The 13205-nt window shown below is 58.0% G+C and carries 11 protein-coding genes; 4 read left to right on the forward strand and 7 right to left on the reverse strand.

Annotation, left to right across the window (positions count from 1 at the left end; all coding sequences use genetic code 11):
* Positions 1-38: 38 nt before the first annotated feature.
* Complete coding sequence (gene mgtE / locus K8I84_RS06880) at positions 39-1400, forward strand: magnesium transporter (protein ID WP_223793999.1); 1362 nt, start codon at positions 39-41, stop codon at positions 1398-1400.
* Positions 1401-1434: 34 nt separating this feature from the next.
* Positions 1435-1965, forward strand: coding sequence for a ribosome biogenesis factor YjgA (gene yjgA / locus K8I84_RS06885; RefSeq protein ID WP_223794000.1), 531 nt, complete (start codon positions 1435-1437; stop codon positions 1963-1965).
* 21 nt (positions 1966-1986) lie between these two features.
* On the opposite strand, the gene K8I84_RS06890 is transcribed toward yjgA, so the two are convergent.
* From K8I84_RS06890 to K8I84_RS06920, 7 genes are read right to left on the reverse strand one after another with little or no spacing between them, the layout of a single operon-like run.
* Positions 1987-2829, reverse strand: coding sequence for a carbon-nitrogen hydrolase family protein (locus tag K8I84_RS06890; RefSeq protein WP_223794001.1), 843 nt, complete (start codon positions 2827-2829; stop codon positions 1987-1989).
* An 11-nt stretch (positions 2830-2840) separates the two neighbouring features.
* Positions 2841-6602: a YhdP family protein gene (locus K8I84_RS06895; protein WP_223794002.1), complete on the reverse strand. Its 3762-nt coding sequence runs from the start codon at positions 6600-6602 to the stop codon at positions 2841-2843.
* A gap of 40 nt (positions 6603-6642) precedes the next feature.
* Positions 6643-8121, reverse strand: a complete 1479-nt coding sequence (gene rng / locus K8I84_RS06900) for a ribonuclease G (RefSeq protein ID WP_223794003.1) — start codon at positions 8119-8121, stop codon at positions 6643-6645.
* 2 nt (positions 8122-8123) lie between these two features.
* Positions 8124-8720: a Maf family protein gene (locus K8I84_RS06905; protein WP_223794004.1), complete on the reverse strand. Its 597-nt coding sequence runs from the start codon at positions 8718-8720 to the stop codon at positions 8124-8126.
* A gap of 2 nt (positions 8721-8722) precedes the next feature.
* Positions 8723-9199 carry a rod shape-determining protein MreD gene (gene mreD, locus K8I84_RS06910; protein ID WP_223794005.1) on the reverse strand — a complete coding sequence of 159 codons (477 nt, stop codon included), beginning with the start codon at positions 9197-9199 and terminating at the stop codon, positions 8723-8725.
* A complete protein-coding gene (gene mreC / locus K8I84_RS06915) occupies positions 9199-10104 on the reverse strand; it encodes a rod shape-determining protein MreC (protein ID WP_317848209.1) in 906 nt (301 codons plus the stop codon). Before mreC ends, mreD begins: the two co-directional genes overlap by 1 nt.
* 29 nt (positions 10105-10133) lie before the next feature.
* Positions 10134-11177, reverse strand: coding sequence for a rod shape-determining protein (locus K8I84_RS06920; protein WP_223794006.1), 1044 nt, complete (start codon positions 11175-11177; stop codon positions 10134-10136).
* A gap of 252 nt (positions 11178-11429) precedes the next feature.
* On the opposite strand from K8I84_RS06920, the gene gatC reads away from it, so the two are divergent.
* Both gatC and gatA read left to right on the forward strand, forming a co-directional pair.
* Positions 11430-11717 carry an Asp-tRNA(Asn)/Glu-tRNA(Gln) amidotransferase subunit GatC gene (gene gatC / locus K8I84_RS06925; RefSeq protein WP_223794007.1) on the forward strand — a complete coding sequence of 96 codons (288 nt, stop codon included), beginning with the start codon at positions 11430-11432 and terminating at the stop codon, positions 11715-11717.
* A 29-nt stretch (positions 11718-11746) separates the two neighbouring features.
* Entirely contained in the window at positions 11747-13204 is a 1458-nt protein-coding gene (gene gatA, locus K8I84_RS06930; RefSeq protein WP_223794008.1) for an Asp-tRNA(Asn)/Glu-tRNA(Gln) amidotransferase subunit GatA, read from the forward strand.
* Position 13205: the final 1 nt, after the last annotated feature.

Here is a 13205-nt window from a genome sequence, read left to right on the forward strand (position 1 = left end):
CCGCTATAATGCAGGGGTTTTCTGACTGCAGGTAATCCATGACAGACATACTGGAAAAAAGTCAGGCTCGCCAGCGGCTACGCTCCCTGAGCGAAGCCCTAGACAGCGGATCCCTGAAGCAGGTCGCCCGTATCCTGAATGGCGGCCTGAGCCCCAGTGATATTGCCCACCTTCTGGAATCGTCCCCTCCTCGCCAGCGCGCCCTGCTCTGGAATCTGGTGGACAAACAGCTCGAAGGTGAGGTTCTCCAGTACCTGAGCGATGACATCCGGGGTTACTTCCTGAGCCAGCTGAACGTTCAGGAACTGGCCGACATCATCGAGGACTTCGAGTCCGATGACCTCGCCGACTTGCTTCAGCAACTTCCTGATACGGTCATCCAGGAAGTGCTCGACACCATGGATGAGCAGGATCGCCAGCGGGTCGAGGAAGTCCTGTCCTACCCGGAGGACACCGCCGGCGGCCTGATGAACACGGACACCATTACGGTCCGTCCGGACATCAGTATCGACGTTGTCCTTCGTTACCTGCGCCGTCACCGCAACCTGCCCCCCATGACCGACAGCCTGATCGTGGTCAGCCGTCGGGATGACTTCATCGGCATGTTGCCGATCACCACCATGCTGGTGTCCAACCCGGCTTCCACCGTCCGGGAAGTGATGGACACAGACATCGAGCCGATACCGGTGGAACTGCAAGACACCAAGGTAGCGACACTGTTCGAGCGCTACGACCTGATCTCGGCGCCAGTGGTCAATGATGATGGCAAGCTATTGGGCCGAATCACCATTGATGACGTGGTCGATGTTATTCGGGAAGAGGCCGACCACTCCCTGATGAGCATGGCGGGTCTGGATGAAGACGAAGATACCTTTGCTCCGGTCTGGAAAACCACCCGCCGGCGCGCCGTATGGCTGGGCATTAATCTGATCACAGCCTTCATTGCCGCCGGTGTCATCGGCCTGTTTGAAGAGACCATTTCCAAGGTCGTTGCCTTGGCGGTCCTTATGCCGATTGTTGCCAGCATGGGCGGCATCGCCGGTAGCCAAACCCTGACTCTGGTTATCCGCGGCATGGCTGTCGGCCAGATCAGCGGCGCCAATGTGGGCTGGCTGTTAAACCGGGAATTCCTGTCCGGGGTATTGAATGGGCTGTTCTGGGCCCTGGTGGTGGCCGCCGCGGCCGCCCTCTGGTTCAACGATATGCTGATCGGTGCCATCATTGCCGCCGCACTGGTCATTAACCTGGTTGCAGCGGCTCTGGTTGGAACGGTTTTACCCCTGTTTCTCAAATCCAGGAACATTGACCCGGCACTGGCCGGCAGCGTTATCCTGACGACTGTCACCGATGTGGTGGGTTTCATGGCGTTCCTTGGCCTGGCCACCATCTTTTACGGCTAACGGACAGCCTCTGACCCGAGTATACGGATCCATCATGAGCGAACACGATTCCTACGAAGACGACGAGTTTGGAAAAAGTAAATCCCAGCTCAAGCGCGAAATGCAGGCACTGCAGGACCTTGGTAAACGAATGCTCGAACTGAGCCGCGACCAGCTGGACACACTGCCAATCAGCGAAACCCTCAAATCCGCCGTGGCAGAGTCCCACCGGATCCGCCAGCATGAGGCCCGGCGACGTCACTTGCAGTACATTGGCAAAGTCATTCGCCGGGAAGATGATCCCGATGGTATCAAGCGGGCGATTGATGCATTCGACGCCGGTAGCGAAGAACACACCCGCCGGCATCATTTGGCCGAACGCTGGCGCGATCGTATGATTTCCGAAGGCGACAGTGCGGTCGGGGAGTTTTTCAGCTATTGCCCGACCTCCGACCTACAGCACCTCCGTAATCTGGCCCGTAACGCCCGCAAAGATCTGGAAAAAGAGAAGAACACGGGACAGGCGAAGAAGCTGTTCCGCTACCTGCGAGAATGCATTGACGACGCCGAAGCCGAAAATCCCTGAGAAAGCAGTGCAGCCACTGCCTTAAAGCCGGCGATGCTCCCAGACGGGCATCCGCTTTCTCAGCTCCGTTAACTGCTCCATATTCAGATCTCCGGAGACAATTCCCGGCCCCTCCTGATCCCGTTCAGAGACTACCCTGCCCCATGGGTCGCAGATCAGTGAATGGCCATAGGTTTTGCGCCGCTCACTGTTCTGCCCGCCCTGGTTGGGGGCCACGATCCACAACTGGTTTTCGATGGCACGCGCCCGAATCAGAGCGTGCCAGTGCGCCTCGCCTGTCTGCCAGGTAAAGGCACTGGGAAGGCAGGCCCAAGTGGCACCTTTCTCTCGAAGTGCGCGGAACAGTTCGGGGAAGCGCAGGTCGTAACAAATCGCCATACCAACAACACCCGCCGGTGTGTCCACCGTTACCACCTGGTCACCCGGCTCGAAGGTATCCGATTCCCGGTACTGGCCGTGGGCGTCCTCAACCATCGCGTCAAACAGGTGGATTTTGTCGTAGCGAGCCACCTGGTGCCCGTTGGCGTCATAAACCAGGCAACTGGATCGGACCCGGTCGTCAATGCGCGAACCGTCGGGCCTGGTGGCGACGGGCAGTGAGCCGCCGACAATCCATATGCCTAATTCCCTGGCCCGGTCAGCCAGAAAACGACGGATCAGACCATCACCCTCAACTTCCCGATTGCCACAACGGATCATCTGGTCGGTAGCCAATACCGCAAAATTTTCTGGCAGAACAGCAACAGCCGCGCCCTTCGCGGCGGCCTGTTCGAGCAGCCGGCCGGCCTCTTTCAGATTGACGTCGATATCGCGGCCGCTGACCATTTGAATGGCTGCCACTCGTTGAGACTGTGCTGCTGTCATAACCCCTCCTGTTACTGGCCGGTATCAAAGACCCGTTGAAGTGAAACCTCTGGATTATCCCAGGTACCGCCGACACGGTAGGTGGCACTGGTCAGCTTGCTGAGCGGGTCTCCAAGGACTTTATCCAGGACAAAAAGAGCCCCACCGATCGGGGCACCCGCCCCCATCAACAGGGCCGCCAGCGGCAGGTTCTGAGTCAAGGGAAGCACAACCACCAGCTTCATATCCAGGCTTTCCTGCACCATGTTGGTAGCACCTACTAGCCGGAAGGCACCCGAAGGCCCAACTACCTGAAGCTCCGGGTCCAGCGTGAGCAGCCCCTCTGTGATCTGAGCCTGCCCGGAAATCGCATCGAAGGCCACACCACGCTCATAAAGGTCTGAAAAATCCAGTTTCAAACGGCGCCAGAGCGTGTCGGCATTGAGCAGGTTGAACACCCGGAACAACTGAGCGGTATTGTTTTGTTCCAGTATGACCCCTTCGTCAAGCCTGAGCTGGACCGATCCACTCAGTCGCCTGATGCCGAACTCGTCCGGCCGGCCGGGCCAGTCAACATCAAGCTCGATGTTGGTTGTTTTGTTGGTGAGCGGCACATCGTAGCCCAGGAGTGGGCCCAGATCGTTCAGCGCCCCGCCCGAAATCTGCCCGTTGAATCGCGTGGTTTCACGCGCACCGACAATACTCCAGACCATATCGCCCACAACACTCAGCGAACTCAGCCTCCCTTCGATGCCTTCAACACTCAATCGCTCGGCTTCCGGACGCAGACGAAAAGCCCAGGAGCCCACCGACTCAGTATCCAGTTGCAGATCGGCGATCGTGACATCGATGTCTGGCCAGTCTCCCATTCCCAGTGATCGGAAGGCTTCGAGCTGCTCTTCCAAGGTTAGCAGGCTTCTGGCATCGTCTTCGTCATTGTCGCCACGCCTGAGTCGAAGCGTCTCGATGTCGGCCACCACAATGCCTTGCTCCGGCACAACCAGGCGCCCCTCCACCCGCTCCGAGCGAGCATCAATGATCCACCGATCCTCCAGAGCCGTTGCTTCGAGCTGGATATTTTCGAGACGCTGGTCCTTGAGATACAGGTGCTTCACGTTGAGATCCAGCCCTGAGTCCCTGAAAAGCAGGGAAAAGGCCGCGCGATTCTCCCAATCGGCGATGATCTCAATTCCACCGTCGGCCCCGGGGTTCACGATGGCTTTCAGGGGCGCAACCTCATCGGCAGTCTTGCCCAGCGCACCAGGCCAGTCCAGAGCCACCCCCCTCAGACCGGAACGCAGATTCACTCCCGGACTGGAGTTGTCCCCCATCTTCAGCTCGGCCACATAGGAAACCGTTCCGCTTACCCCGAAACCCGCTCCCTCGTCGCGCCCGGCGAGACGAAACAGGTCCGGCACAGACATCTGGCCCCACTGACGCACGGAAACGCCCGAGTCGTTTGCGGATGAAGCCAGGGTGATCTCTACCGGTTGGCCGAGAAACCGGGCACTCAAACCCAGGCCAGAAATACCGGATTCGGTCTGGTAGCTAATTTCACCAGTGATACCCTGCCACCCCAGATCAGCAGTGGGATAACGCACCGAGCCCGACTCAGTCTTCACCTGCAGGTCGACGACTGGTTCCGCTTCACTGCTTAACGGCAGCGCGATCGACAGTGCCATCTGGTAATCGCCGTCAATATCCAATTCAGCAGCCCGCTCGGAAGCGATTTCCCCGAGTGGGCTGTTTTTCAGCCAGAAGCCAATCGCTTCACCGGGAAATTCTCCGGCAGCGTTCACACGTACCACCGTGTCGCCGTCTTCAGAGGCAACCTGGACGTCACTCGGCTCAAGCGTGATGCCCCCGGTGCGAGCCGAATCCAGGCTCACATTGGTTACCCCGTCCTGCACAACCACCCGCCCACTGGCTCCGGACACCACGGGCCAGCGTTCGTGATAGGCCACGGTCGCTTTGTCAAAGCCGAATTCCATTGACGACTCAAAGGAGCCCTTGGCCGCCAGGGCGCCAATCTGGCCGCTGCCCCGGTAATAACCGGAAATATTATCTGCTGTTTGGATGGCCTCGGTCAGCCAGTCGTAGAGACCCGGGTTGAGGGGTTTATCTGGTAAAAATGCGGACAGCGTCTGCTCATTGCCATTCGCGACACCAACATCGAGTTCCAGCCCGGTCGGCTCCTCGGGTGCCTTGGCCAGCTCAAAAGCGCCGGTAAAGCGGGTGTCTTTCCCATACTGTAGATTCAGGTTCTCGGAGAACACCCTGAACCCTGTGTTATCGAATTGCCACGACACGCGACCGTTGAACCCCGGAAATAACCACCCTTGGCTATACAGCCCCGGGAAAGCCATGCCGACTGGCCCATCCTCGCTGGTAAGGTCAACATATCCCGCTTCACGATCCAGCCAGAGCTGACCCGCCACGCCACTCAGGGCCGGAGCGCCACCGAACGCCTCGACACGCACGTCTCGCAGCTGCCCCCCGAACTCAAAGCTGCTTTCCGGGTCTTTGGGAAACCAGAGCGTAACCCCGTCAAGAAACCCCTCCGGTCGATAATTGACCAGTGCGTTTGAAGCGGGTTCTGGCAGGACGGGAAGTGCCGACAGCAGGCGCTGTATGGGCCCGAGAGGCAACGCATCGGCACTGGCCAGCAAGCCGTTTTCAGACGGAACCATACTCAGGCTGAATGGTGACACCTTGTCTGCGTTCCACTGCCACTGAAGTTCCTGAAGGTGCCACTCGCCAGGCTGTTCTGACACATCGGCCGCTTCGCTCCCGGAGGCCACCGAAGACAGGGGGTGCCCCGATCGCCGCCAGCCAAATCGCGCCTGTATATTTTCGATGGGCGCCAGGGATTCGTTACCAACCGATAGCTGAAGATAAGGGGTATTGAGACGTCCGTTAACCTGCTGAACCTCGCCATCCTGAAAGGTAAGCCAGGCCTCGCCACCCAGATCGACACCTTCAACCCGAATGTCGCGCCATTCGTACTCGTCGATCAAGGCGTCGAAAAGGCGACCGGACTGCACATCCAGATACAGTTGACCGGTAAAATCGCCTCTAAAGAAATGCCGGCCAACCAGACGGAAACTGGCCAACTGCTCGGTCGCCCCCGATTTGATCGCCCGCCCGGAGGCACGGAACAGGCCGTCGCGATAAACCAGATCAAGCTGTGGGATGTCGACGTGACGCAACTCGCCCTCGCTGTCTTTCAGCGACAGGCTGAGGCGCGTCACCTTCGCATAGGGCTCGGACAACCATTCACCGGCCAGCTGCAATAATCGATTTAGCCGGTTGTTTACTGGCTCGGGCAGCTCGGCCCCGCGAACCCTCAATTCGCCTTCATTCGACTGCCGAAGGGCTAGCTCAACACCGTCCAGCTCAAAGTCTTCGAACACCACCCGCCAACGAAGCAGGGATGACAAAAAATCAAAGCGAATCCGGAAATACTCGATCTGTGCCAGTGAGTCGTCGGAGTCGGGTCTGCGAACGACAACGTTGCGAGCGGTAAAGGAAGGATCAAGCCAGAACCAGCGGGAAGATAATTGCTCGATGGATACCTGATGGCCGAGACGGGCCGAAAGCTCGGATTCAAGGTCTGCGGTGTATCGGTCGACATTACTCGTCAACTGCCGGCCAACTCCGGCATAGAGCGCCAGCAGCACCAACACCGCGAGCAACAGCCACCAGATGACGCTGGATAAGCGGGCAGCAAACCTCAGTGCAGGCCTCGGGGAAGTCTGCTCGGCAGCCCTGTTTTCCGAACCGGTGGCGGACATTTGACTCCCCTAACCCAGCGGCCAGCCCGTCACCCTCGCGTCAGAGCAGAACCACATCGTATTGCTCCTGGCTGTAGAAGGGTTCCACCTGAAAGCGAATCGTTTTACCAATAAACGTCTCCAGATCGGCGACGTTGTCAGACTCCTCATCCAGCAGGCGATCAACCACGCTCTGGGAGGCCATCACCAGGTAGCTTTCCGCGTCATAGGCCCGATTCACCCGGAGAATTTCCCGGAACACCTCATAACACACGGTTTCGCTGGTCTTGAGGAAGCCCCGTCCATCGCAGATCGGGCACGGTTCGCAGAGCACCTGGCCCAGGCTTTCCGTGGTCCGTTTGCGGGTCATCTCCACCAGTCCCAGCTCTGATACGCCGGTGATCTTGGTCTTGGCGTGGTCACGCTCGAGCATCTTCTCGAGCATCCTGTGGACCTGACGCTGATGCTCCGGATCTTCCATGTCGATAAAATCAATAATTATGATACCGCCGAGGTTGCGTAGCCTCAGTTGGCGACTGATGGATCTGGCCGCTTCCAGGTTGGTCTTGAAAATGGTTTCCTCAAGATTCCGGTGCCCCACGAAGCCGCCCGTATTGATGTCGATGGTGGTCATTGCTTCAGTCTGGTCGATGATGACGTAGCCACCGGATTTCAGCTGCACCTTGCGACTGAGGGCCTTCTGGATTTCATCTTCCACCGAGTACAGATCAAAGATCGGACGCTCACCGGGGTAATACTCCACCTTGTTGGAAAACTCAGTGACAAACTCCTGGACGAACTCCATGACCCGCTGATGGCTCTCCCGGCTATCGATGCGGACCTTTTCCGTCTGCGGCCTGATCAGGTCCCGGATGGTACGGATAAACAGGGGAAGGTCCTGATAAATGACCGCCGGCTCCTTCACCCTGGAGATTCGCTCCTGAATGGACTGGCTGAGCCGATGCAGGTATGCCATGTCTCCGATCAGGTCCTCGGGTGAGGCGCTTTCGGCGGCGGTACGGATGATATAGCCGCCCTGCACCTCGGTCTCTTCGGCGGCAGCCTGTTCCACCAGTTCCTTCAGGCGAGTGCGTTCGGCTTCGTCCTCAATCCTCTGGGAAATCCCGACATGGGATACGCCGGGCATGAAGACCAGATAGCGGGAGGGAATCGATAACTGCGTCGTCAGCCGGGCACCCTTGGTACCAATCGGATCCTTGGTGACCTGGACCACCAGTGACTGCCCTTCCCGGAGCAGTGTGCGAATGTCAGGCACAGTCTTCGGGGAGTCGTTAGTATCTTCAGAGGAGTTCTGGGAGATCACGTCAGAAGCGTGAATAAAGGCGGCTCGTTCGAGGCCGATATCGACAAATGCCGCTTCCATCCCCGGAAGCACCCTGACCACCTTGCCCTTGTAGATATTTCCGACGATGCCCTTGCGGCTGGTGCGTTCGATGTATGCCTCCTGCAGCATACCGTTTTCCACCAGGGCGACCCGGGTTTCTACCGGCGTCACATTGATCAGGATTTCTTCACTCATCTTCAGTTCTCCAGACTGATTGGCCAGCGCTTCCACACGGGATAACCTGCTTGCTCCAGCAGGCCGGCAGTTTCCTGCAACGGCAGGCCAACCACCGCACTGTAACTACCCCTGAGTTCTCTGACAAAAATACCACCAAGACCCTGAATCCCATAGCTTCCAGCCTTGTCCATCGGTTCACCGCTGGCGATATAGGCGTCGATCTCTCCCTCCGACAGAGTACGAAACTCGACATCCGTCACCACCACCAGAGCGCGGCACCCGGATTTACTGACCAGCGCGACTGACGTCATGACCTGATGGGAACGACCGGAAAGCCTCTTGAGCATGGTCCGGGCCTCTGACTGATCGAGAGGTTTGCCAAGAATACGATCATCCAGCACGACCGACGTATCCGAACCCAGTACCAGGGCATCCGGGTAATCGTCAAAGACCGCCAGGGCTTTTTCTCTGGCCAGACGCTCCACGTAGGTGTCGGGGCGTTCTCCACTGTTCGGTGTTTCGTCCACATCCGCCGGTTGCACCGTGAAGGACACGCCCATTTGCTGCAGGAGTTCAGACCTGCGAGGGGATGCTGAGGCAAGAACGACAGCACACATGGTTAACCCAATCTGCGATTGATGTTATCCAACAGCACACAGACCACCGGCCAAACCAGCGCGCCAGTCACCGCCGGCCAGAGATAACTAAAGCCTGCATCCTGGGCGCCCAGCATCTGCTTGATAAAGTGAACCAGCATCTGGTTGATGCCCAGCAACAGGAAGACCATCAGGCATTGCTGGGAAATGGGATACATGCGTAAACGCTGATGAACCGTCAGCACAAGGAAAGCCACAAGCGCCATGGCCATGGCATTAACCCCCAGAGGCGTGGCTTCAAGTACATCGAGCAGCAGCCCCAGACACCAGGCCAACACAATCCCGAACTGCGCCGGCGCCCGGAAGGTCCAGTAGAACACAATCAAGCCAAGCCATTCTGGCCGGTAGGCGAGCCAGTCCACTGGAAAAAGAGAAATGCTCAGTACCAGGGAGATCAGCACGGATACGGCAAACACCGGATAACTGATTACTGACAACATCAGCTTTCACCCTCCGGCCTTGTACTGTCGCCGGCAGCCGGTCCGACCCCGGTCCCGCTACCACCTTCAGAGTCATTCAGGTCTGCTTTGGGCACCTCAGGCTGGAACACCACCAGAATCAGTCGGCTCTGATTTAACTCCGCCTTCGGCCGGGCCTCGATAGAGACAAAAGGCTCGCCGGGTTCTTTTGTAATTCGCGCAACTTCTGCCACCGGGTACCCTCTCGGGAAACGCCCTCCCAGCCCGGAACTGACCAGGAGGTCACCTTCGCGAATATCCGCCGTATCGGGCACATGAACCAACTCAAGGGTATCTGGATTACCGGTCCCCAGGAGAATTGCCCGCAGCCCATTGCGAACCAGTTCAACCGGTACCGCATGACTGCTGTCTGATACCAGAATAACCCGGGACGTCACCTGACTGGTCTGGACCACCTGCCCCATCAAACCATGGGCATCCAGTACCGCCTGACCTTCGATAAGACCGTCGCTCGAACCTTTATTGATAATGATTTCGTGGGAATAGGGGTCCGGGGAGATACCCACCACTTCACCGAGGATGGATCGGTCGTCCAGCACACGGGACGAGTTCATCAGTCGCCGCAGTTCGGCGTTCTCCGATGCCAGAGCGGCGTATTTCAGGGCCCGGCGTTCCAGAATCAGGAGCCGAGCTTTGAGATCTTCGTTTTCCTGCTGCAAGTCTTCTGTGCTGACAAACAGACCAGAGAACCAGTCACTGAGCTGCTGTGGCGCATTGCCAAGCCAGTAGACTGGGGCCAGCCCGGTTCCGAGGGTATTACGGACCGTCGAGAGCTTATCAAAACGGGCATCGGCAACCACAAGGGCTGCCGACAGGATAATGATGAACAGAAGTCGTAAGCCGGGAACCGGACCCTGAACGAAGATGGTCTTAATGGTAATTCCTCCCTACGGGCTTATCCCTCCTGGGAGAACATTCCAATGCCACCCTTGTCAATCAACTCAAGCGCCTTGCCGCCGCCCCGGGCCACACAGGTCAGCGGATCTTCAGCGATGATCACCGGCAGCCCGGTTTCTTCACTCAGCAGCTTGTCCAGCCCCCGCAACAGCGCACCACCGCCAGTCAGCACAATACCGCGCTCGGCAATATCAGAGGCCAGCTCCGGGGGAGACTGCTCAAGGGCGCTCTTAACCGTTTGCACGATTTGCGCCAGGGACTCCTGCAACGCGTCCAGAATTTCTTCGCTGTTCAGTGTAAACGCACGGGGTACACCTTCGGCCAGGTTGCGCCCGCGCACATCGATTTCGCGAATCTCCAGACCTTCGTAGGCACAACCAATCTCATGCTTGATGCGTTCTGCGGTGGTATCGCCGATCAGGCTGCCGTAGTTACGGCGCACATAGGTAACGATGGCTTCGTCGAACTTGTCACCACCCACGCGAACCGATTCGGCATACACAATGCCGTTGAGGGAAATGATGGCGATCTCTGTGGTGCCACCACCGATATCAACGATCATGGAACCGCTGGCTTCTTCCACCGGCAGCCCGGCACCAATCGCTGCCGCCATAGGCTCCTCAATCAGGAAAACTTCCCGCGCGCCCGCGCCCAGAGCCGACTCACGAATGGCCTTGCGCTCAACCTGGGTTGACTTGCTCGGTACACACACAAGAACTCGAGGACTGGGTGTAATAAAGCTGTTCTCATGCACCTTATGAATAAAGTGCTGCAGCATTTTTTCAGTCACCACGAAGTCAGCAATCACACCGTCCTTCATCGGACGGATGGCAGTGATGTTCCCCGGCGTACGTCCCAGCATGCGCTTCGCTTCAGCACCCACGGCGGCGACCATCTTCTGGGAATTGCTGGTCCGAATTGCCACCACCGATGGCTCATTCAGCACAATCCCGCGCTCGCGCACATAAATAAGGGTGTTGGCGGTACCCAGATCAATCGACAGATCGCTGGAAAACATGCCTCGGAGTTTCTTGATAAACATTCGCGTTGTTTCAACCTGAAAGTTGTGGTGGCAAAAATATTGCGGCAACTTTAGCAGTGAGCACCCCGGCAGGCAAGGCAGTAAAACCCCTGAAACCTAACGATTTACCCATACTCCGGCACCTTTGATCCTGCCGCTCTCGCCTGAATCTGTTACCATTATCGGTTTAATGCACCGGCTGCCTGCGCCAGCCACTTTCGTGTTACATCTCGTACGAATACCAATGACAGTTTAGATACTGGGAGACTTTGCGTGACCATTTCCCGTGAGAACATCGAAAAAGTCGCTGTGCTCGCCCGCATCCAAGTGGATGATGATCAGGTTTCAGCCTTGGAAAAAGACCTGGGCAATATCCTCGACCTGGTGGATCAACTCGGCGCCGCCGACACCGACGCCGTTGAGCCCATGGCCCATCCGCTGGACGCCATTCAGCGCCTGCGCGCCGACGAGGTGACCGAAACAAACCAGCGGGAAGCCTTTCAGGCCACAGCCCCCGCCACTGAAGACGGGCTTTATCTCGTTCCCCGAGTCATTGAGTGATCTGACGAACAGCGACTTCAGGAATCAACATGCACAACAAAACCGTAGCAGAACTGGCCCGCGAACTGGACAGCGGCACTGTTTCAAGCCTGGAACTGACCCAGCAGCTGCTTGACCGTATTAAGAAAGAAGACAGCAAGTACAACAGCTTTATTACTGTCACCGAAGAACAGGCGCTGGCCGATGCCAGAGCCGCAGATGAACAACGCGCCGCAGGGAACGCGACGCCCTGGACCGGCATCCCGTTTGCCCACAAGGACATTTTCTGCACCAATGGTATTCGCACCACCTGCGGTTCCCGGATGCTGGAAAACTTCATTCCGCCTTATGACGCAACGGTAACGGAAAACTTCCGCAAGGCCGGCGCCGTGTGCCTTGGCAAAACCAACATGGACGAGTTCGCCATGGGCTCCTCCAACGAATCCAGCTACTTCGGCGCGGTAACGAACCCCTGGGGACTGGATAATGGCGAGAAACGTGTACCGGGGGGCTCCTCCGGCGGCTCCGCCGCTGCCGTCGCGGCGCGACTGGTTCCCGCAGCGACCGCAACGGATACGGGCGGTTCCATCCGCCAGCCCGCAGCCTTGTGCGGCATCACTGGCCTCAAGCCCACTTATGGCCGGGTTTCCCGCTACGGCATGATTGCCTTTGCCTCCAGCCTTGATCAGGGCGGCACCATGGCGCGGACGGCCGAAGACAACGCCATGATGCTTAATGTGATGGCAGGCTTCGATCCGAAAGACTCCACCTCCATTGAGCGGGACGTGCCGGATTACACCGCCACATTGAACGAACCGCTGAAAGGCCTGCGCATTGGCCTGCCGAAAGAGTACTTCTCTGACCAGCTCAGCCCAGCCATGGAAGAGCAGGTTCGTGCTGCAGTGCGCGAATACGAAAAGCTCGGAGCAACGGTCAAGGAAGTGTCCCTGCCCAATGCCAAGTTGGCCATTGCAGCCTACTACGTGATTGCGCCGGCCGAGGCCTCCGCCAACCTGTCCCGCTTCGACGGCGTGCGCTACGGCTACCGCTGCGAAGACCCGAAAGACCTCATGGATCTTTACACCCGGACCCGGGCAGAAGGCTTCGGTAACGAAGTGAAGCGCCGGATCCTGGTGGGCACCTACGCCCTGTCCCACGGCTATTACGACGCCTACTACCTGAAAGCCCAGAAAGTCCGTCGCCTGATCCAGCAGGATTTCGCCAACGCCTTCAAGGAAGTGGACGTCCTGATGAGCCCGGTATCGCCGTCACCCGCCTTCATACAGGGCGAGAAGACCAACGATCCGGTGACCATGTATCTGGAGGACATATTCACCATCGCCATCAACCTGGCAGGACTGCCAGCCATGTCTGTACCCGCCGGATTTGTCGATGGATTACCTGTCGGCCTGCAGATCATCGGCGACCATTTTGCCGAGGCAAGACTGCTCAACGCCGCCCACCAGTTCCAGCAGGTGACCGACTGGCACCAGCGTGAGCCGAAATAAG

Origin of the sequence: Marinobacter sp. F4216 (genome assembly GCF_019931195.1) — a bacterium.
Lineage (GTDB): Bacteria > Pseudomonadota > Gammaproteobacteria > Pseudomonadales > Oleiphilaceae > Marinobacter > Marinobacter suaedae.